Genomic DNA, 19,134 nt, shown 5'->3' with positions numbered 1-19,134 from the left:
ACATATCTACGGGTTTGTGGCACCTTACCGGTCAGCGAGCCATGCCGTTGTCACCTCGCACTGCAGAGGATAACGCCGGGAAGTTTTGTCATGCAAACGTCACAAAACTGACATAAGATGCCCGGTTATCTTAGGACGCCAGCCAGAAAATGGAGCAGACAGCGAGAGACATGGGACAGACAAGGGTAAATCAACATCCCCGCGATCGTTGGCGGGCATTCGTCGATCGTGGCGTGCAGGGCGCTGTCACTGCTACCGGATTGCTGGTGTTGATGACGCTGATGCTGATTTTTGTCTATCTGCTGCTGTCGGTACTGCCGCTGTTCAAACCGGCATCCATCGGCAGCGCGCGCCCGTTACCGATCGTCAGTGCCTCTCCTGCCTGGGCGATTGGCATGGATGTGCAGCAGCGTATCGGTTACCGCATCGATCAACAGGGCGAAGGCCGTTTTTATCGCTTGGCCGCACAGGGTGAGGCCAGCGCTGGGCAACCGTTAGCGCAACAATCCCTGCTGGATAAACCGGTATTGATGGCGCAGGCGGTAGGAACGCGCGATCTGTTCGCATTGGCCCAGGCCGATGGCCGCGTGATCGTTACCCAGGCCGATTTTGCCCCGGCGGGTGGCAGCCTGGCGCAATGGCGTTTTCCGTTAGGCCAGGAGCCAGTGGCATTTGATCCTCAAGGGCGGCCGCTGGCGCTGCTGGCGCTGGCGGAAACGCGCGCGGGAGCGACCCTGCTGGCGGCGGTCACGGAGGATCATCGTCTGCTGTTTGGCCGTTTCAACTCTGCGGTGCCCGCGCAGCTGATGCAGGTGCAACTGAGTGCCGCTGCGCAGCAACTGTTTTTGACGCCGGATGGCCGCCAACTCTATTTACTCACCGGGAATCAGCTGGCCCGCTATCAGATCGAAGCCACCCAGCTATCTTTGCGTGAGACACGCACGCTTGGGGAACACCCGCCTTATCATCTGACGGCCTTGTCTGGCGGCAGCGCCCTGTTGATCCGCGCCGGGGACGGCAGCCTGCGTGAGTGGTTCGAGGTGGAAAAAAATCAGCAACGGCAACTGACGCCGATACAGCAGTTTGCGCATCAGGCATTGCCGCAGGAACTGCTGGTAACCGAGCCGTATCGCCGGGTGTTTGCCGCATGGCAACCGGGGGGCGCATTCTCACTGTTCTCCAGCATTCAGCCGCAGCCATTGCTGCAGACCACATTGCCCGACGAGGTGCGGCAGATGGCCTTTGCACCGCGTGGCGATGGCCTGCTGTTGGAAACGTCTCAGGGGTGGCTGCATTACAGCGTGGATAACCTCTATCCTGATGTCACTTGGCGCTCGCTGTGGCAGAAACTGTGGTATGAAAATTACCCCGAACCGGCTTACGTCTGGCAGTCCACCTCGGGTGAAGACAGCTATCAGGCCAAATTCAGCCTGATCCCGGTGATTTTTGGCACCTTCAAGGCGGCGGGCTATTCCATGCTGTTCGCCGTGCCGCTGGCCTTGGCCGGGGCAATCTATACCGCCTGCTTTATGTCGGCCGGGCTGCGACGCGTGGTGAAACCGGCGGTGGAAGTAATGGGCGCATTGCCGACGGTGGTGATTGGGTTGGTTGCCGGGATCTGGTTAGCACCGCTGATGGGGGATTATCTGCTGGCGGTGCTGAGTTTGCCGCTGTTGCTGGCGCTGGTAGTGCTACTGTGCGGCTGGCTGGTAAACCGCTTTGCTCCGCGCCGTTTGGCCCCAGGGATGGATTTATTGGTGTTGCTGCCGCTGGTAGTGCTGACCGTCTGGCTGGCGTTTGCCGTTGGGCCGTGGCTGGAATTACAGCTGTTCGGCGAGCCGCTGCACTATTGGCTAGGTGAAGGGTACGATCAGCGCAACACGCTGGTGGTCGGCGTGGCGATGGGGTTTGCGCTGGTACCGATTATTTTCTCGCTGGCGGAGGACGCTCTGTTCAGCGTGCCCACTGCGCTTAGCCGCGGTTCGCTGGCGCTGGGAGCCACTCAGTGGCAAACCGTGGTGCGCGTGGTGTTGCCCTCTGCCAGTGCCGGGATATTCTCTGCGCTAATGATTGGCTTTGGCCGTGCGGTGGGGGAAACCATGATCGTACTGATGGCCACCGGCAATACGCCGATTATCGACGGCAGCCTGTTCCAGGGCCTGCGCGCGCTGGCTGCCAACATCGCCATTGAAATGCCGGAGGCGGTGGTTGGCAGCAGCCATTATCGCGTGCTGTTCCTCACCGCCCTGGTGCTGTTTATCTTTACCTTTATGTTTAACACCTTGGCTGAGGCGGTGCGTCTACGCCTGCGTGAGCGTTATACGCTGAATCAGGAGACGCCATGAGAAAGTGGATTGGCAGCGGCTCTCCGTGGATTTGGCTGACGGCCGCGTCGGTGGCGGTCAGCTTATTGGCGCTGATCGGCATCTTGCTGCTGTTAGCCGGGCAGGGCATGCGTTATTTCTGGCCGAGCCCGGTGTACCAGTTCGAATTGAATCAAAGCGCTGCCGGGCCGGTGACGGTGATCGGTGAGCTTTATCAGCAGCAGACCCTTTCACGCCGCCAATTGCAGGACTCCGGCATCGCATTGCCTGCGGATGATGCGGCAAGCTTCACCCGTTATCTGATCAAGGTAGGCAACCGTGAAAGCGAAGGGCAGGATTTCCGTACCTTGCTGGCCAGCGACGTCAGCCTGCAAACCACGCCGCCCGATGTGCTGGTGTTGGAGCGCAACACCAATGGAACTGCCTACGGTTATCTGGCCGGGATGCTGGAGGATGGCCAGCCATTGACCGGGCGCGATCTCAGCCAGGCGTTGCAACAGCGTTTGCCACAGATCGCGGCACTTTCTCGTCAGGCGCACGATATTCAGTTCCGCGAGATGGCGCGCATTAATCAGCAATTTGAAAGCCTGCGCCTGCGGGAGAAAAGCCTGCAGCGCGATAATCAGTTGGATGAGCGTTTACAGGCCTCGATCCGCGCCGAAAGGCTGGAATTACAGCGTCAGTACCGGCAACTGGCCGACAAGTTGCAGGGGCTGAATCGCGATCGCGAGCGTGATGCCCTGTTGTTACGCGACATGCATGGGCAGATTCATACCATTCCACTGAGCCAGGTGCGTGATGCCTGGTATCCGAACGCCATGGGAAGCGGGCAGAAACTGGCACACTGGGCCGATCAGGTACAAAAATTTCTTACCGACAGCCCGCGCGAGGCCAACACTGAAGGCGGCGTGTTCCCGGCCATTTTCGGCACCGTGCTGATGGTGATCCTGATGTCGATCGTGGTGATGCCGTTTGGCGTTATTGCCGCGCTCTATTTGCATGAATATGCGGGTAATAATCTTCTGACGCGCCTGATCCGCATTGCCGTGGTCAACCTGGCCGGGGTGCCCTCGATCGTTTACGGCGTATTTGGCCTGGGCTTTTTTGTTTATATGATTGGTGGCACTCTCGATCAGCTGTTTTATCCGGCATCGCTGCCGAACCCCACTTTCGGTACGCCCGGCGTGCTGTGGGCCGCGCTGACGCTGGCCTTACTGACGTTGCCGGTGGTGATTGTGGCGACCGAGGAAGGGCTGTCACGTATTCCTGCCTCGCTGCGCCAGGGCTCGTTGGCGCTGGGAGCCACCCGGGCGGAAACGCTGTGGCGCATTGTGCTGCCGATGGCGGCCCCGGCGATGATGACCGGGTTGATTCTGGCCGTGGCGCGCGCGGCGGGGGAAACGGCGCCGTTGATGCTGGTGGGGGTGGTGAAATCGGTGCCGGTGCTGCCGGTAGATGATATTTTCCCGTATCTGCACCTCGAGCGGAAATTCATGCACCTCAGCTTCCAGATCTACGATATGGCGTTTCAAAGCCCTAGCGTAGAGGCCGCGAGGCCGCTGGTGTTTGCCACGGCGTTCCTGCTGGTGCTGATTGTGGTGGGGCTTAATCTGGCGGCGATGGGCATTCGCCATTCGCTGCGGGAGCGGTATAAAACATGGTCACAATAGTTCTGAATAAGGCTGGTGATAACATCGACGCCTTGGGGAGTACCACATGGGTTTGATGATGCCAGACAGTTTACCTCGGCTGGATGTTCAGCAGCTTGCAGATGAGCATACCGTGCTGGAGGTTGACGGCCTGAATCTGTTTTATGGCACCAAGCAGGTGTTGCACGATATTTCCCTGCGTATTCCGAAGCACCGCGTTACGGCGCTGATCGGGCCTTCCGGCTGTGGAAAATCGACGCTGCTGCGCTGTTTTAACCGCATGAACGATCTGGTGGATGATTGCCGGATCGACGGCGAATTGCGGCTGAACGGCGAAGTGATTTCCGGCCCGCAGGTCGAGGTGGCCGCGCTGCGGCGGCGCGTTGGCATGGTGTTCCAGCGGCCAAACCCGTTCCCGAAGTCTATCTACGAAAATGTGGTTTACGGCCTGCGGCTACAAGGGATCCGCGAGCGGCGGATTCTGGACGAAGCGGTGGAGCGATCCCTGCGTGCGGCGGCATTGTGGCATGAGGTGAAAGATCGTTTACGTGAGAACGCGTTCCGCCTGTCCAGCGGCCAGCAGCAGCGCTTGGTGATTGCCCGTGCGATCGCAATTGAGCCTGAGGTGCTGTTGCTGGATGAACCTACCTCGGCGCTGGATCCGATTTCCACGCTCACCATTGAGGAACTGATCTCTGCCTTGAAACAGCGCTACAGCGTGGTGCTGGTGACGCACAATATGCAGCAGGCGGCGCGGGTTTCGGACTATACGGCGTTTATCCATCAAGGGCGGCTGGTGGAATATAACCATACCGATGGCATTTTTACCTCTCCGCGCCAGCGCCGCACGGAGGATTACATCACTGGCCGGTATGGTTGATGGCGGTTTTTATTTGACGTTTTTGTTCAATGGCTCTGGCTGATTTTCGGTTTCAACGGAGCTGATAGCGGTTTTCAACGGTGTGATTTTCGCCTGAACCGGCGGTTGGGCCTTCTGCATCAACTGTGATTGGCCGATAAATACGCCGCCTTTCTCGATCGAGATTTCGTCGGCAAAAATGTCACCGCGCAGGCTGCCTTTGGGCTGAATTGACAGCGAATCAGCATAGCAACGGCCTTCAACCGAGCCGTTGATCATGATCTGCTGTGCGCGGATTTCGCCCTTCACATGGCCGCTGTTCTCGATACGCACCATATGCATACACACGAATGTTACCTTCAACCTTGCCTTCGATAATGATATTGCCGTCACCTTCGATAACGTCGGTGAACTGGGCACCATTAGAAACAAAGGTGTCTTTCTTGGCACGGATCGGTTTGATGGCATCGGTGACATCAGCCTGGGCAGCGGGTTCAGTTTGCACCAGCGTCTGCGATAGCGGCTGGTCAATCACTTCGGGGGCTTTTGACTCATTACTGGATTTCTTTTGTTTATTGAATGACAGCATATTATTCATCCTTGGGATTTTGTAGATAAACGTCAGAGTGACCAATAGCATAACGACCAACGCTATCATTAACGTTCGGTTTAAGTGGGTTCCGCTGGTGCCGAGCTCTGTCAGCCAAAGCATTATGAGCAGTGCCCATAACACCCATACGCACCATAATAAATTGTATTTACGCATGTTTTCAGGCCGGTTGAATTCCATTTGCAGCAGAGTGCGGAGAGCCAGGGCGCTGGCCGCAGCCACTGCGCCTATAGGGGCTATCCGTAATGGCAGGGATGATACCTAACAATGAACATTAAATCATTATCCGGTTTGTTAATCAGAATTTATCAGAATGCTGACTTTCAGCCACTGCTCAAATAATAATATGATTTTCATAAGGATTTATCTGATTGGCATAAATCGCTAAACAATTCGGCGGCAGAGCAGCGGCGGAAAGCGTAAGCTTCACCGAGGAAATTCGTTGCTAAAATCAGGAGGTTTTATGTCATTGTCGATTTACGCCCATTCCCCTGCGCAGTTTGTCCGCGGTTTGCAGAATCTGTCGTCTTTATTGCTGAAAGGCGAGCAGTTTCTGCGTGAAAAACAGCGAGCTGAAAGCACGCTGCTGGAGGCCCGGCTGGCAGCGGATATGTTCCCTTTGCTGCGGCAGGTGCAGATCACCAGCGATACGGCGAAAGGTGCCGTTGCCAGATTGAGTGGCCAGGAAGTGCCGGTGATGCCGGACAATGAGGCCAGTTTTGCTGAGTTACATCAGCGTATTGAGAAAACCATCGCCTATTTGCAACGTTTCCAAGCGCATGATTTTGCCGATTCTGACGGGCGGACTATTACACTGCAAAGCAAAACGCGGGAATTCAACTTTACGGCGGAGGATTATCTGCTGACCTTTGCCCTGCCTAATTTTTATTTCCATCTGACCACGGCTTACGCCATTCTGCGCCATCAGGGGGTTGAACTGGGTAAAATGGACTATCTGGGCAAGGTCTAACCTGGCGATCAGCCGGGGAGCACGCAGCTCCCCGGTGAGCGCTTACTTAAGTGCTACCGGCGGCGTTTTGAACTTTGCCAGATACTGCGGTTGGAAAATACACATGCGCAGTACGGTGCGGTATTCGCCGTTAACGAAAAATTCGTCGATCAGTTCGCCTTCCACTTCGAACCCCAATTTGCTGTAAATGTGAATCGCCTTCGGGTTCTCTTTGTCGACGATCAGATACAGCTTGTAGAGATTGAGCACGGAAAAACCATAATCCATCGCCAGTTTGGCGGCGGTGCTGGCGTAGCCTTTGCCCTGATGGGCCGGATCGATGATGATCTGGAATTCGGCACGGCGGTGGATGTGGTCGATCTCCACCAGTTCTACCAGGCCAACTTTGGCCCCTTCATGCTCAATGATAAAGCGCCGCTCGCTCTGATCGTGAATGTGCTTGTCGTACAGATCGACCAGTTCGACAAAGGCCTCATACGGCTCTTCAAACCAGTAGCGCATCACGCTGGCGTTGTTATCCATCTGGTGAACGAACGTCAAATCCTCCCGTTCCAGTGGGCGTAATTTGACGCTGGTGGTGCTCGGCATACCTTCTCCTCAACATAATGAATATGCGTAAAGTATAACGCCGGGAATTGGATGAGGGCGAAAAAAAACGGCACCACTCAGGGCACCGTTTAGGCTGTATTCAGATTGCCAGCGCTAGTCTGCGGCATAGCCTTGTGCGGGCAAGCGTTCACCGTCGAGCCAGGCCGCGTTATCACTCATGGTCAGCCGCCCGGTAACAAACCAGTTCACCACCAGTGGGTAAATGTGGTGTTCCTGTGTTTGCACACGTTCTATCACCTCATCTTCTTCGTCACCGGGGAAAATGGGCACCTTGGCTTGCAGGACAACCGGGCCGCCGTCGAGCTGTTCGGTGACAAAATGCACCGAGGTACCGTGCTCGCTGTCACCGTTGTCGATCGCCTGGCGGTGGGTATGCAGGCCAGGATATTTCGGCAGCAATGATGGGTGGATGTTCAGCATGCGCCCGGCATAGTGCTGGACGAAGGCATGGCTGAGGATGCGCATATAACCGGCCAACACCACCAGATCGGGCTGATACTGGTCAATGGCCTCGGCCAGTGCGGCATCGAAGGCTTCACGGTCGGCAAAGGTTTTGGCATCAAGCGCATGTGCGGCAATGCCAGCCTCTTCGGCACGTTGCAGGCCATAGGCCTGGGCCTTGTTGCTGAATACCGCCACAATATTGGCGGCAATCCGGCCCTGCTGGCAGGCATCAATCAACGCCTGGAGATTGCTCCCCTGGCCGGAGACCAACACCACAATCTTTTTCATCACTGAATAACCACTTGTTGTTCGTCAGAAGAAGCGGTCAGTTTACCGATCTTCCAGGCTTTTTCACCGGCTGCGGTCAACAAAGCGATGGCTTCTTCAACCGCCTCTTCCGGCAGCGCAATCACCATGCCCACGCCACAGTTAAAGGTGCGGTACATTTCATGGCGGCTGACGTTACCTGCCTGTTGCAGCCAACTGAAGATCGCTGGCCACTCCCAGCTCGACTCGTCAATCACCGCCTGCATGCCTTCTGGCAGCACGCGCGGGATGTTTTCCCAGAAACCGCCGCCGGTCAGGTGAGCAATCGCGTGTACGTCCACTTTGGCAATCAGTTCCAGCACCGATTTGACATAAATTTTGGTCGGTGCCAGCAGATGATCCGCCAGCGATTTGCCGGCTAGCGTGGTGGTCGTAGGATCGGTATTGCTGACTTCGAGGATCTTGCGTACCAGCGAATACCCGTTAGAGTGCGGGCCGGAAGCGCCCAGGGCGATCAGCGCATCACCCGGCTGCACTTTGCTGCCGTCGATGATTTCAGATTTTTCGACCACGCCGACGCAGAAACCGGCGACGTCGTAATCCTCACCGTGGTACATGCCCGGCATTTCGGCGGTTTCGCCACCCACCAGCGCACAGCCGGACTGCTTACAGCCTTCGGCGATGCCGGTGATCACGCTGGTGGCGGTGTCGACGTCCAGTTTGCCGGTCGCGTAGTAATCCAGGAAGAACAGTGGTTCAGCCCCCTGAACCACCAGATCGTTCACACACATCGCAACCAGATCGATGCCGATGGTGTCGTGGCGTTTCAGATCCATCGCCAGACGCAGCTTGGTGCCCACGCCGTCGGTACCCGAAACCAGTATCGGTTCGCGGTATTTCTGCGGCAACGCACACAGGGCACCAAATCCGCCCAGACCACCCATCACTTCGGGGCGGCGGGTCTGTTTAACTACACCTTTGATGCGGTCTACCAATGCGTTGCCAGCATCGATATCGACACCTGCGTCTTTATAGCTGAGAGAGGTTTTGTCGGTCACTGCGCGATCCCCACGACGGTTTGCGGTTTGAAAACGGTGCTTCCGGTGTTGGTTCCGGAATAAGGCGCGGCAATTCTAACAGCGCAAGCAAACGTTTGCGAGAGCCTTATCGGCCAGCTTCCATTTTTCGTTTCATCGGACCCTGGCGTTTGCTAATCAGGTCAACCAGGTGATGAGGATGGGGACAATGACTATAAACCGTTGACTGGAATTTATTGGGTATATAATGATTATCGACCTTTTGTTGATCTCGATCCGGCTATTGGTAGTGGCGCTCGTGGGAAAAGGCGGTATAATCCCGCGATTTTTTTGGCCGTCAACCGCCTTAATAGGAGAATAATGATGAAGATCGTTGAGGTGAAACACCCGCTGGTTAAACACAAGCTTGGCCTGATGCGCGAACATGATATCAGTACCAAACGCTTTCGTGAGCTGGCTTCTGAAGTGGGTAGTTTGCTGACCTATGAAGCGACCGCCGATCTGGCGACGGAAAAAGTCACCATCGAAGGTTGGTGCGGGCCGGTTGAAGTCGATCAGATCAAAGGGAAAAAAATTACCGTCGTACCGATCCTGCGTGCCGGTCTGGGTATGATGGAAGGGGTGCTGGAGCACGTACCGAGCGCGCGTATCAGCGTGGTTGGGGTTTATCGTGATGAAGAAACCCTGGAGCCGGTGCCTTATTTCCAGAAACTGGTTTCCAACATCTCAGAGCGTTTGGCGCTGGTGGTTGACCCGATGCTGGCGACCGGTGGTTCGATGATTGCTACCATCGATCTGCTGAAGAAGGCCGGCTGTACCAGCATCAAGGTGCTGGTGCTGGTGGCCGCACCAGAAGGGATCAAAGCGCTGGAAAAAGCGCACCCGGATGTTGAACTGTATACCGCTTCCATCGATCAGTGCCTCAATGAGAAGGGCTACATCGTGCCTGGCCTGGGTGATGCCGGCGATAAGATATTTGGTACAAAATAACGTCGAGCCGACCAGAGAGTCGGCTTTTTTATGCCCTTCGTCTTTCAAGCTACAGCGTTGTTGGCGGGATGTAACTCCCGGTCACTTATTACGTATAAGCTCCCAGGGATTATGAGCCTCAATACTGAGGCTCACCCTGCGGGCCAGCGCAAGCGCTGTGCAAATCAGTCTACGACCGATTTGTCACGCCCTTGCCGCCTAGCGGTAACTTGAAGTCCATTGGGCATAACTTACTGAACTTAAACAACTGATTAATACAATTCAGAGGAAAAAACACACCATGACCCGTCGCGCTATCGGCGTCAGCGAACGCCCGCCGTTACTCCAGACTATTCCGCTCAGTTTCCAGCATCTGTTCGCCATGTTTGGCGCGACCGTTTTGGTGCCGATTTTATTCAAAATCAACCCGGCGACGGTGCTGTTGTTCAACGGCATCGGTACGCTGCTGTATCTGTTTATCTGTAAAGGCAAGATCCCGGCGTATCTGGGTTCCAGCTTTGCGTTTATTTCACCGGTGTTGCTGCTGTTGCCGCTGGGCTATGAAGTGGCGCTCGGCGGTTTTATCATGTGTGGCGTGCTGTTTTGCCTGGTGGCCTTGATTGTGAAGAAGGCCGGAACCGGCTGGCTGGATGTGATCTTCCCGCCTGCGGCGATGGGGGCCATCGTGGCGGTGATCGGTTTGGAACTGGCGGGCGTGGCGGCCAATATGGCCGGGCTGCTGCCTGCCGAAGGGACTTCTGCCGATAGCACCACCATCACAATTTCCCTGGTGACGCTGGGCGTGACCGTGCTCGGTTCGGTGCTGTTCCGCGGCTTCCTGGCGATTATCCCGATCCTGATTGGGGTGCTGGTGGGCTATGCGCTGTCGTTCGTGATGGGCGTGGTGGACCTGACGCCGATCCGTGAAGCGCACTGGTTTGCGCTGCCAACCTTCTATACGCCGCGCTTTGAGTGGTTCGCCATTTTCACCATTTTGCCTGCGGCGTTGGTCGTGATTGCCGAGCACGTCGGCCACCTGGTGGTGACGGCAAATATCGTCAAAAAAGACCTGCTGCGCGATCCAGGTTTGCATCGTTCGATGTTTGCCAACGGTATTTCAACGGTGATCTCCGGCTTCTTCGGCTCAACGCCGAATACCACCTACGGCGAGAACATCGGCGTGATGGCGATCACCAAGGTTTACAGCACCTGGGTGATTGGCGGCGCGGCGATTCTGGCGATCCTGCTTTCCTGCGTGGGTAAACTGGCGGCGGCGATCCAGGCGGTGCCGGTGCCGGTGATGGGCGGCGTTTCCCTGCTGCTGTATGGAGTGATCGGCGCTTCGGGTATCCGGGTGCTGATTGAATCCAAGGTGGATTACAACAAAGCCCAGAACCTGATCCTGACCTCGGTGATCCTGATTATCGGCGTCAGCGGTGCCAAAGTGCATATCGGCGCAGCGGAGCTGAAAGGCATGGCGCTGGCGACCATCGTCGGCATCGGCCTGAGCCTGCTGTTTAAGGTGATCAGCCTGTATCGCCGTGAAGAGGAAGTGATTGACGTGCCGGAAGAGCGGCGCGATCACAAGTAACCTCGCGTTGTAAGCCGAACAGGGCGGAGAGTTCTCCGCCCTGTTGGCGTTTAGGGGCTAACCGGTTTGCCTGCCGGATCGTTGGCACCGTCCGTTTCCTGCGGCTGCTCGCCCATGCTGTTGTTGTCCTCTTCCGTGGCGGCGCCATTTTTCATCGGCTCTGCGCTGCTTTTGTCTGGCGTGGCACTGGTTTTGGGGGCTTCATCGCAACCGGCTACCAGCAAGCCAATCATCGAAGCCAGCAGTACTTTGTTCCATGATTTCATCGTTTATTATCCTTGTCATAATCTGTGGGACACAGTCTAAAGTGGCGCAGCCAAGTGCTTTCGGTATAGCAGCGATGCAGCATGAATGCCATCTTTGCTCACTATTGCAACATAAAAACCTGCCGGTTCAACAGTTCGCGCTTTCTGTGATAGACTGACTCTGTTTTCCTGCCAGTTTTGGTTGAGGTGCTTTTCTGAATACGCCGGCACAGCTTTCACTGCCACTTTATCTTCCCGATGATGAAACTTTTGCCAGTTTTTATCCGGGCGAGAACCCATCCCTGTTAGCCGCAATCCAGTCTGCCATCCGTCAGGAACACGGTAGTTACATCTATTTCTGGTCACGCGAGGGCGGCGGGCGCAGCCATTTGCTGCATGCGGCCTGTGCCGAACTGTCGAAGCAGGGGGAGGCCGTCGGCTATGTGCCGCTGGACAAGCGCACTTATTTCGTGCCGGAAGTGCTGGATGGCATGGAACAGCTGGCCCTGGTGTGCATCGACAACATTGAATGCATTGCCGGTGATGAAGAGTGGGAAATGGCGATGTTCAATCTCTATAACCGCATTCAGGAAACCGGGCGTACGCGCTTGTTTATCACCGGCGATCGTCCGCCGCGTCAGTTGAATCTGCATTTGCCGGATCTGGCTTCCCGTCTGGATTGGGGGCAGATCTACAAGCTGCAGCCGCTTTCCGATGAAGAGAAATTGCTGGCACTGCAACTGCGCGCCAAGCTGCGTGGCTTTGAACTGCCGGAAGACGTGGGCCGTTTCCTGCTCAAGCGCCTGGATCGTGAAATGCGCACGCTGTTCATGACGTTAGATCAGCTCGATCGCGCGTCGATCACTGCGCAACGCAAGCTGACCATTCCGTTTGTGAAGGATATTCTGGGGTTGTAAGGGCCCTGGGTGCAGAGCCCGGGGGATCAGAGGATTTCCAGCACCTGCTCCGGTGGCCGGCCAATGCGCGCTCGGTTGCCTTTTACTACGATCGGCCGTTCGATCAGTTTCGGGTTGGCCACCATTGCTTGCAGCAGTTGCTCTTCGCTCAGGTTTTCATTCGCCAGCTTCAATTCTTTGTAAATCTCTTCTTTCTGCCGCATCAGTTCACGTGCTGAATGGAAACCCAGTTCTTTCAGCAGTTTTTTCAGTTCATCTACCGACGGCGGCGTTTCCAGATACAGCACTACCTTTGGGGTAATGCCCTGCTGTTCCAGCAGTGCCAGAGTTTCACGGCTCTTCGAGCAACGTGGGTTGTGGTAAATAGTGACGTTTTTCATGGCAATCTTTCCTTGGTCAAATTAGCTGCGCTGGAATTTGCTGAAGCTCTTCTGTAGCTGGCGCAGTTGATCGATACGCGCGTCATAACGGGCCTGTTTCAGGCTGCCGAGTTTTTGCAGGGAACTGGCATTGCTCAGCAAACCAATCGCCTGATCGAGGCGGCCAGCGAGCGCCAGGCTCTCTGCACGCGCTGAAAGCTCTTCATCGCGTAACCCTTGAGCGGCGCTGGCTTGCGCCAGTAAATCCCAACCGTTTGGATCGTCCGGGTGGGTAAAGGTGTAACGGTTAAGAATTTTTGAGGCCTGCGCTGGCTGATTCCCCTCCACGAAGGCGTTGGCCAGGTTGAGCAGCAGCACCGGATTCTTGCTTTGTTCCGCATTCGCGGCCTGCAGGCGCGCAATCGCCTGTGGCGCTTTCTGCTGGGCCAGATCGATATCGGTCATCAGATCCAGCAGCCAGACGTTTTTTGCATCCTGCGCCAGCAACGGCTGAATGATATTACGGGCTTCATCGTACTTTTTCGCTTCGTAGAACAGGATCGCCCGGCCATATTTTGCCGCCATTTGTTCCCGTACGTTACCTTTGCTGTAGTCATTCAGAATCTCTTCGGTCAGGCCATAACCTTCTGAACTGTACATACCCAGGGTACGCACTCTGGCTAACAGGTACTCCTGGCTGGATTGGACCAGATGACGCGGCATCTGGTTGGCACGGTTACGTGCGTCGGAAAGCCGGCTGTCGGGCAGCGGGTGGGTCAGCAGCATTTCCGGTGGTTTAGACGCGTAACGCGACTGATCGGCTAATTTTTGCAGAAAATCCGGCATGGCTTCCGGATCAAAGCCAGAACGTTGTAACACCTGAATGCCGATGCGATCGGCTTCCTGTTCATTCGCCTGAGTGAAGCTGATCATCCCTTGCTGTGCACCGGCCAGCGTGCCGCTCAGCGCTGCCATTCCCATGGTCGGGTTAGCCATCGCCAGCAGGACAGAACCTAAAGCACCCACCCAGGTGAGCGGAGCATTGCGCTGTTGATCTTCCATGGCGCGGGCCAGATGGCGCTGGGTAACGTGAGAGATTTCGTGCGCCAGCACCGAAGCCAACTGGCTTTCGTTGTCGGTTTCACGGAATAGCGCCGAGTGCAGCACCACGTTACCACCGAAGAAGGCGAAGGCGTTTATCTCATCATTACGCACCAGAAAGAAGTGGAACGGCGTTTTTACCGAATAGGCGTTGGCGACCAGCCGGTTACCCAACTGGTTGATGTACTGGGTTAATAACGGATCGTTAATCAGCGGGGCGCTGGCGCGCAGCTGTCGCACGTAAAAGTCCCCCATCAACAGTTCCTGGCCGATACTCAAGGTGCCGCCTGCGCTGGTCCCCATGTCTGGCAGTTGGTCCTGTGTGTCCGCATTTACCGGCACCGGCGCAGAGGCGCAAAGTGTGCCGAACAACAGTACTGCTAACGCTGTTTTGGTCAACCGGGTGGTCATAGTCAGGCGTTTCCCTTAAATCAAAGTCATCAACTATACCCTAAATAATTCGAGTAGCAGGAAAGCGACAAGCGTGTAGTCAACACACCTGCTACTTGAAGTATGACGGGTATTAAGACGTCAGCATCACGTAAGAGTTCTTCTTGCATGCCAGACTCTCCAGTACAATCAGCATAAAGGTCTGTTGGCTCACAAAAATAAACCGTTTGCGAACCGGGCTGGCACCCTCTCATCATAGTCAGCCAGCGCCTGCAATGAAACGTTTGCCCGACGATAATCGGGCTGAAATTGTGTTAAAACAAGTCATAATACGATGCCTGCTGGGTCGCACAGGGAAAGGCGGAAGCACACTCTCATTGATGGAATTAAGGAGTAATCTCTGATGTTGGAGATGTTATTACAGTGGTACCGCCGTCGTTTTACCGATCCGCAAGCCATCGCGCTGCTGGTGATCCTGGTTGGCGGGTTCTGCATTCTCTATTTTCTGCACGGTATTTTAGCCCCGCTTTTGGTGGCAATTGTCTTGGCCTACCTGCTGGAGTGGCCGACCGCACGCCTGCAACGCCTGGGCTGGTCACGCAACTGGGCGGCGAGCATGGTGCTGATTGTGTTTGCTGGCATTACGTTGCTGCTGGTCTTGGTCGTTGCCCCAACGGCCTGGAAGCAGGGCATCAACCTGATGACCGATTTACCGGGCATGCTCAACCAGTTTTATAACTATGCGGCCACCTTGCCGAAGCGTTATCCGGCGTTGGTGGATGTCGGGATCATCGACATGATGGCAGAAAACCTGCGCAGCCGGCTGTCTGGCATGGGGGAGTCGGTGGTCAAGTTTTCTCTGGCCTCGCTGGTCGGGCTGTTGACGCTGGCGATTTACCTGATTCTGGTGCCGCTGATGGTGTTTTTCCTGCTGAAAGATAAAGAGCAGATGATCAACGCGGTGCGCCGGGTGTTGCCGCGCGATCGCGGCTTGGCCGGGCAGGTGTGGAAAGAGATGAACCAGCAGATCACCAATTATATCCGTGGCAAAGTGCTGGAGATGGTGATCGTTGGCGTAACCACCTACCTGGTGTTCTTCATTCTGGATATGCGCTACTCGCTGCTGTTGGCGGTGCTGGTCGGCTTCTCGGTGTTGATCCCTTATATTGGCGCAGTGCTGGTGACGATCCCGGTCGTGGTGGTGGCGATGTTCCAGTGGGGCATCGGTGCCGATTTCTGGACGCTGGTTATCGCTTATCTGGTGGTTCAGGCGCTGGACGGCAACCTGCTGGTGCCGATTCTGTTCTCTGAGGCGGTCAACCTGCACCCGCTGGTGATTATTCTCTCGGTGATCATCTTTGGCGGCCTGTGGGGCTTCTGGGGCGTGTTCTTTGCCATTCCGCTGGCGACGCTGGTGAAAGCGGTGATTCGCGCCTGGCCGGATGACATGCTGGTGGATGCGGGGAAAGAAGTGCAGTAAGGCCAGAAAAACAAAGCGCAGCGGGGAGCTGCGCTTTGGTATTAATCAGTGATTACTGCTTCAGGTAATTCAAAACGATGTCGTGATGATTGGTGGTTTTGAAATCATCAAACACTTTTTCAACCTTGCCGTTGGCATCGATCAGGAAGCTGATGCGGTGGATGCCGTCATAGGTTTTCCCCATGAAGGTTTTTTCACCCCAGACGCCAAACTGCTGTGCTACCTCATGATTCTCGTCAGATAACAACGTGAAGTTGAGCAGCTCTTTCTCGGCAAAACGTGACAGTTTCTCCGGTTTATCGGTGCTGATGCCCAGCACTTCGACACCGGCTTTTTTCAATTCATCCATATTATCCCGCAGGCCACAGGCTTGCACAGTACAGCCTGGCGTCATGGCTTTAGGATAAAAGTAAACAAGAACTCGCTGTCCCTGGAAGTCGGCCAAATGAATTTCCTCGCCATCCTGGTCGAGTAAACTAAATTTTGGCGCTGTATCACCGGCTTTCAATGGGCTCATCACTACTCTCCATCTTTCTCATCATGCTGTGGATAGTTCACAACGCTAATACTGCCTTGCGCATTCAATTCTGTACATAGGCGATGAAAGGCTTGTTCGATATTTGATGCATCCTGGCTGCCAGGGCTATGGGCAGTGATCTGGATATAAAGCTGGGGCGGCAGATTGCCCTCTGCGGGTTGAGTACGTGACACCAACTCGGCAATGTTCATCTGGCTGGCGTCAAACAGAGCGGTAAAACGTTCGATGATGTGCGGGGAGTCTCTCACCTCTACCTGCACCCACACCGCAGCCGGCATGGGCGGCCTTTCGTGCGAGTTTGTGCGTTTCATCACAATCAGCAAATCCAGCTCCGCACCTTTTTGCGGCAAAGTAGATTCGATCAGGGTAATCGCGTTCCAGCTGCCGGAAAGCAACATGATGAAGGTAAATTCTTCACCCAATATGGCCAGACGGCTATCTTCGATATTGCACCCGCAACTGCTGACGTGGCGGGTGATGGTGTTGACGATCCCGGGGCGATCGGCGCCCAGTGCGGTAATCACGAGATAGTGTTCATCTGGCTTAGGCAAAATGGAGCTTCCTGTCATGCTCAATGGGTTTACCATGGTAAACATAAAAAAAACCGCCTGCCAAGCGCTTACAACACGTTGTTTGCTTGCTTTTGGATAGGTGTCAAAAGTACCATGAGTCACTTGTTTGTGGAGGGGATGGCCAATGTTTACGGGAAGTATTGTTGCACTGGTAACGCCGATGGACGCCAAAGGCGCTGTTGATCGTGCGAGCCTAAAAAAACTGATTGATTATCATGTAGCCAGTGGGACTGCGGCTATTGTTTCCGTTGGGACCACCGGTGAGTCCGCTACGCTGGCTCACGATGAGCACGTTGACGTGGTGCTGCAGACGCTGGAACTGGCCGCAGGCCGCATTCCGGTGATTGCCGGAACCGGCGCGAACTCAACCAGCGAAGCGATCTCGCTCACGCGGCATTTCAGCAATACCGGTGTCGTTGGCTGTCTGTCGGTCACGCCTTACTATAACCGGCCAACGCAGGAAGGGCTGTATCAGCACTTTAAAGCGATTGCCGAAAGCACCGACCTGCCACAGATCCTGTATAACGTGCCTTCACGCACCGGTTGTGACATGCTGCCGCCGACGATCGCGCGTTTGGCCAAAATTAAGAATATTGTTGCCGTTAAAGAGGCAACAGGGAACTTAAGTCGTGTAAGTCAGATCCAAGTGCTGGTTGATGATGAAAACTTCACTCTGCTGAGCGGCGATGACGCCAGCGGCCTGGATTTCATGCAACTGGGTGGCAAAGGGGTGATTTCCGTAACGGCCAACGTGGCTGCGCGTGAAATGGTAGAACTTTGCCGTCTTGCGGCCCAAGGCAACTTTGCCGAAGCTCGCCGCTTGAATCAGCGCTTGATGCCGTTGCATCAGGATTTATTTGTAGAACCCAACCCAATTCCGGTGAAATGGGCCTGTAAGGCATTGGGATTGATGGCAACCGATACGATGCGTCTGCCTATGACGCCGTTAACCGACGCTGCCCGCCCTGTGGTGGAGCGTGCGTTGAAAAGCGCCGGTTTGCTGTAACTCTTAGGGAGATTTGATGGCTTATTCATTGCAAAAGTCGACGGTAGCAACAGTCGTGGGGTTAGCGCTGGTCATGGCGCTGTCGGCATGTTCTTCCGATCAACGTTACAAACGCCAGGTGAGCGGCGATGAGTCCTATCTCGACGCTGCACCACTCAAGCCGCTGAACGCGCCTGCGGGTATCACTCTGCCAGCGTCAGCCGGTAATTTTGATGTTGCGGCCAGTACGCAAAAAGGCCCTGTCGGCAAGCAACTGGATATCCGGCCTCCGTCACAGCCATTGGCCCTGCTGAGCGGTTCCCGCAGCCAGAACAGCGGGAACAGCGGCACATTGCTGCTGGAAAACAGCCCACAGAACCAGAACCTGTGGCCACGCATCGTCAGCCTGCTGCAGGCGAAAAACATGCCAATCGCTTCTCAGGAGGAAGCCAGCCAGACTCTGACCACCGACTGGGTGAAGTGGAACCGTCTGGATGAAGACAACCAGTACGAAGGCCGTTACCAGGTCAGCCTGCAGAAGCAGGGTTACCAGCAGGCGCTGGTGGTGAAAACGCTAGGGTTGCGCCAACAGGGTAAAACCGATGAGGTGACCGATCCTTCCGAGATTCAGCGCTATAACAGCATGATGATGAACACCATCGCCGAAGGTCTGGATAAGCAGGATAACCTGACGAGCAACCGTGCGGCCAGCCGTACCGGCGCGCTGGACGTGCAGAGTGGCGCGGACGATGTGGGGTTACCGGTGCTGATCGTACGTGCGCCGTACGCCACCGTGTGGGATCGCTTACCTGCGGCCTTGGCAAAACTGGGGATGAAAGTGGGCGACCGCAGCCGTCCGCAGGGCACCGTTGCCGTGACCTACAAATCCTTGAGCAGCAGCGATTGGAGTGCGTTAGGGGTGAAAGATCCTGAGCTGAATTCAGGGGATTACAAACTGCAGGTCGGTGATTTGAACAACCGTACCAGCCTGCAATTTATCGATTCCAAAGGGAAACCGTTGTCTCAGGCGCAGAATGATGCCCTGGTGGCCGCGTTCCAGGCGGCTTTCAGCCAAACCAGCGTTAAATAATCATCGAAAGGGGCTACGGCCCCTTTTTGTTTTTGCAGAAACGGTATCGTTTGCGTCCGGGGTTTGGCACAATAGTTACCAGCAAATCAACGAATTTATTAGGTCAATTCTATACCCGGTAGGTTGTC

At 55.5% G+C, this 19,134-nt stretch carries 21 protein-coding genes; 10 read left to right on the top strand and 11 right to left on the bottom strand.

Annotated features, from left to right (window positions below; genetic code table 11):
* The first annotated feature begins 170 nt into the window (after positions 1 to 170).
* From WG891_RS04395 to pstB, 3 genes are read left to right on the top strand one after another with little or no spacing between them, the layout of a single operon-like run.
* Positions 171 to 2,345: an ABC transporter permease subunit gene (locus tag WG891_RS04395; protein ID WP_337263439.1), complete on the top strand. Its 2,175-nt coding sequence runs from the start codon at positions 171 to 173 to the stop codon at positions 2,343 to 2,345.
* A complete protein-coding gene (gene pstA, locus WG891_RS04390; protein WP_337263440.1) occupies positions 2,342 to 3,994 on the top strand; it encodes a phosphate ABC transporter permease PstA in 1,653 nt (550 codons plus the stop codon). Before WG891_RS04395 ends, pstA begins: the two co-directional genes overlap by 4 nt.
* Positions 3,995 to 4,040: 46 nt before the next feature.
* Positions 4,041 to 4,853, top strand: a complete 813-nt coding sequence (gene pstB, locus WG891_RS04385) for a phosphate ABC transporter ATP-binding protein PstB (RefSeq protein ID WP_337263441.1) — start codon at positions 4,041 to 4,043, stop codon at positions 4,851 to 4,853.
* Positions 4,854 to 4,862: 9 nt separating this feature from the next.
* Here the strand turns inward: pstB and WG891_RS04380 are convergent, their stop codons facing one another.
* Positions 4,863 to 5,168 (bottom strand): bactofilin family protein, encoded by a 306-nt coding sequence (locus WG891_RS04380; protein ID WP_337274577.1) that lies wholly within the window; start codon positions 5,166 to 5,168, stop codon positions 4,863 to 4,865.
* A complete protein-coding gene (locus WG891_RS04375; RefSeq protein ID WP_337263443.1) occupies positions 5,092 to 5,421 on the bottom strand; it encodes a hypothetical protein in 330 nt (109 codons plus the stop codon). The genes WG891_RS04380 and WG891_RS04375 overlap by 77 nt, the downstream gene beginning before the upstream one ends.
* Positions 5,422 to 5,905: 484 nt before the next feature.
* On the opposite strand from WG891_RS04375, the gene WG891_RS04370 reads away from it, so the two are divergent.
* Entirely contained in the window at positions 5,906 to 6,412 is a 507-nt protein-coding gene (locus WG891_RS04370) for a DUF1993 domain-containing protein (RefSeq protein WP_337263444.1), read from the top strand.
* Between the two features lie 42 nt (positions 6,413 to 6,454).
* Here WG891_RS04370 and speG read toward each other — a convergent pair whose 3' ends face one another.
* From speG to purM, 3 genes are all read right to left on the bottom strand, one after another.
* Positions 6,455 to 7,000, bottom strand: a complete 546-nt coding sequence (gene speG, locus WG891_RS04365; RefSeq protein WP_076942821.1) for a spermidine N1-acetyltransferase — start codon at positions 6,998 to 7,000, stop codon at positions 6,455 to 6,457.
* A gap of 114 nt (positions 7,001 to 7,114) precedes the next feature.
* Positions 7,115 to 7,753: a phosphoribosylglycinamide formyltransferase gene (purN, locus tag WG891_RS04360; protein WP_337263445.1), complete on the bottom strand. Its 639-nt coding sequence runs from the start codon at positions 7,751 to 7,753 to the stop codon at positions 7,115 to 7,117.
* Positions 7,753 to 8,790, bottom strand: coding sequence for a phosphoribosylformylglycinamidine cyclo-ligase (gene purM / locus WG891_RS04355; RefSeq protein WP_076942823.1), 1,038 nt, complete (start codon positions 8,788 to 8,790; stop codon positions 7,753 to 7,755). Before purM ends, purN begins: the two co-directional genes overlap by 1 nt.
* 342 nt (positions 8,791 to 9,132) lie before the next feature.
* Between purM and upp the strand changes: the two genes are divergently transcribed.
* Together upp and uraA are read left to right on the top strand one after the other, a co-directional pair.
* The gene (gene upp, locus WG891_RS04350) at positions 9,133 to 9,759 is read left to right on the top strand and encodes a uracil phosphoribosyltransferase (RefSeq protein ID WP_095996141.1); all 627 of its coding nucleotides are present in this window, start codon (positions 9,133 to 9,135) and stop codon (positions 9,757 to 9,759) included.
* Between the two features lie 280 nt (positions 9,760 to 10,039).
* The gene (uraA, locus tag WG891_RS04345; RefSeq protein WP_076942825.1) at positions 10,040 to 11,329 is read left to right on the top strand and encodes a uracil permease; all 1,290 of its coding nucleotides are present in this window, start codon (positions 10,040 to 10,042) and stop codon (positions 11,327 to 11,329) included.
* 50 nt (positions 11,330 to 11,379) lie between these two features.
* On the opposite strand, the gene WG891_RS04340 is transcribed toward uraA, so the two are convergent.
* Entirely contained in the window at positions 11,380 to 11,595 is a 216-nt protein-coding gene (locus WG891_RS04340) for a hypothetical protein (RefSeq protein ID WP_337263446.1), read from the bottom strand.
* Positions 11,596 to 11,631: 36 nt separating this feature from the next.
* Positions 11,632 to 11,874: a hypothetical protein gene (locus tag WG891_RS04335; RefSeq protein ID WP_156292986.1), complete on the bottom strand. Its 243-nt coding sequence runs from the start codon at positions 11,872 to 11,874 to the stop codon at positions 11,632 to 11,634.
* Between WG891_RS04335 and hda the strand changes: the two genes are divergently transcribed.
* Positions 11,790 to 12,491: a DnaA inactivator Hda gene (gene hda / locus WG891_RS04330; RefSeq protein WP_076942827.1), complete on the top strand. Its 702-nt coding sequence runs from the start codon at positions 11,790 to 11,792 to the stop codon at positions 12,489 to 12,491. The genes WG891_RS04335 and hda overlap by 85 nt on opposite strands.
* A gap of 26 nt (positions 12,492 to 12,517) precedes the next feature.
* Here hda and arsC read toward each other — a convergent pair whose 3' ends face one another.
* Positions 12,518 to 12,871, bottom strand: a complete 354-nt coding sequence (gene arsC, locus WG891_RS04325; RefSeq protein ID WP_337263447.1) for an arsenate reductase (glutaredoxin) — start codon at positions 12,869 to 12,871, stop codon at positions 12,518 to 12,520.
* A gap of 21 nt (positions 12,872 to 12,892) precedes the next feature.
* Positions 12,893 to 14,362, bottom strand: a complete 1,470-nt coding sequence (locus WG891_RS04320; RefSeq protein ID WP_337263448.1) for a beta-barrel assembly-enhancing protease — start codon at positions 14,360 to 14,362, stop codon at positions 12,893 to 12,895.
* A 382-nt stretch (positions 14,363 to 14,744) separates the two neighbouring features.
* Here WG891_RS04320 and WG891_RS04315 point away from each other — a divergent pair, with 382 nt between their 5' ends.
* Entirely contained in the window at positions 14,745 to 15,821 is a 1,077-nt protein-coding gene (locus WG891_RS04315; protein WP_076942830.1) for an AI-2E family transporter, read from the top strand.
* A gap of 52 nt (positions 15,822 to 15,873) precedes the next feature.
* Here the strand turns inward: WG891_RS04315 and bcp are convergent, their stop codons facing one another.
* Positions 15,874 to 16,338 carry a thioredoxin-dependent thiol peroxidase gene (gene bcp / locus WG891_RS04310; protein ID WP_076942831.1) on the bottom strand — a complete coding sequence of 155 codons (465 nt, stop codon included), beginning with the start codon at positions 16,336 to 16,338 and terminating at the stop codon, positions 15,874 to 15,876.
* Positions 16,339 to 16,340: 2 nt separating this feature from the next.
* A complete protein-coding gene (locus WG891_RS04305; protein WP_337263512.1) occupies positions 16,341 to 16,928 on the bottom strand; it encodes a glycine cleavage system transcriptional repressor in 588 nt (195 codons plus the stop codon).
* Positions 16,929 to 17,055: 127 nt separating this feature from the next.
* On the opposite strand from WG891_RS04305, the gene dapA reads away from it, so the two are divergent.
* Entirely contained in the window at positions 17,056 to 17,937 is an 882-nt protein-coding gene (gene dapA, locus WG891_RS04300) for a 4-hydroxy-tetrahydrodipicolinate synthase (RefSeq protein ID WP_156292990.1), read from the top strand.
* 16 nt (positions 17,938 to 17,953) lie between these two features.
* Positions 17,954 to 19,006, top strand: a complete 1,053-nt coding sequence (gene bamC / locus WG891_RS04295; RefSeq protein WP_337263449.1) for an outer membrane protein assembly factor BamC — start codon at positions 17,954 to 17,956, stop codon at positions 19,004 to 19,006.
* Positions 19,007 to 19,134 lie beyond the last annotated feature (128 nt).

The organism is Serratia sp. MMO-28 (assembly GCF_037199905.1).
GTDB lineage: Bacteria > Pseudomonadota > Gammaproteobacteria > Enterobacterales > Enterobacteriaceae > Chania > Chania oryzae.
Note: the sequence above shows the minus strand (reverse complement) of the source record. Positions and strands in the feature narration are given on the sequence as shown.

Excerpts from the sequence above, each read along its gene's own strand:
- WG891_RS04370 (WP_337263444.1), top strand. The coding sequence starts at position 5,906 with ATGTCATTGTCGATTTACGCCCATTCCCCTGCGCAGTTTGTCCGCGGT.
- WG891_RS04395 (WP_337263439.1), top strand. The coding sequence starts at position 171 with ATGGGACAGACAAGGGTAAATCAACATCCCCGCGATCGTTGGCGGGCA.
- arsC (WP_337263447.1), bottom strand. The coding sequence starts at position 12,871 with ATGAAAAACGTCACTATTTACCACAACCCACGTTGCTCGAAGAGCCGT.
- pstA (WP_337263440.1), top strand. The coding sequence starts at position 2,342 with ATGAGAAAGTGGATTGGCAGCGGCTCTCCGTGGATTTGGCTGACGGCC.
- WG891_RS04375 (WP_337263443.1), bottom strand. The coding sequence starts at position 5,421 with ATGCTGTCATTCAATAAACAAAAGAAATCCAGTAATGAGTCAAAAGCC.
- WG891_RS04305 (WP_337263512.1), bottom strand. The coding sequence starts at position 16,928 with ATGACAGGAAGCTCCATTTTGCCTAAGCCAGATGAACACTATCTCGTG.
- WG891_RS04340 (WP_337263446.1), bottom strand. The coding sequence starts at position 11,595 with ATGAAATCATGGAACAAAGTACTGCTGGCTTCGATGATTGGCTTGCTG.
- WG891_RS04315 (WP_076942830.1), top strand. The coding sequence starts at position 14,745 with ATGTTGGAGATGTTATTACAGTGGTACCGCCGTCGTTTTACCGATCCG.
- purN (WP_337263445.1), bottom strand. The coding sequence starts at position 7,753 with ATGAAAAAGATTGTGGTGTTGGTCTCCGGCCAGGGGAGCAATCTCCAG.
- bcp (WP_076942831.1), bottom strand. The coding sequence starts at position 16,338 with ATGAGCCCATTGAAAGCCGGTGATACAGCGCCAAAATTTAGTTTACTC.
- upp (WP_095996141.1), top strand. The coding sequence starts at position 9,133 with ATGAAGATCGTTGAGGTGAAACACCCGCTGGTTAAACACAAGCTTGGC.
- WG891_RS04380 (WP_337274577.1), bottom strand. The coding sequence starts at position 5,168 with ATGGTGCGTATCGAGAACAGCGGCCATGTGAAGGGCGAAATCCGCGCA.
- pstB (WP_337263441.1), top strand. The coding sequence starts at position 4,041 with ATGGGTTTGATGATGCCAGACAGTTTACCTCGGCTGGATGTTCAGCAG.
- speG (WP_076942821.1), bottom strand. The coding sequence starts at position 7,000 with ATGCCGAGCACCACCAGCGTCAAATTACGCCCACTGGAACGGGAGGAT.
- bamC (WP_337263449.1), top strand. The coding sequence starts at position 17,954 with ATGGCTTATTCATTGCAAAAGTCGACGGTAGCAACAGTCGTGGGGTTA.
- WG891_RS04335 (WP_156292986.1), bottom strand. The coding sequence starts at position 11,874 with ATGGGTTCTCGCCCGGATAAAAACTGGCAAAAGTTTCATCATCGGGAA.
- dapA (WP_156292990.1), top strand. The coding sequence starts at position 17,056 with ATGTTTACGGGAAGTATTGTTGCACTGGTAACGCCGATGGACGCCAAA.
- WG891_RS04320 (WP_337263448.1), bottom strand. The coding sequence starts at position 14,362 with ATGACCACCCGGTTGACCAAAACAGCGTTAGCAGTACTGTTGTTCGGC.
- uraA (WP_076942825.1), top strand. The coding sequence starts at position 10,040 with ATGACCCGTCGCGCTATCGGCGTCAGCGAACGCCCGCCGTTACTCCAG.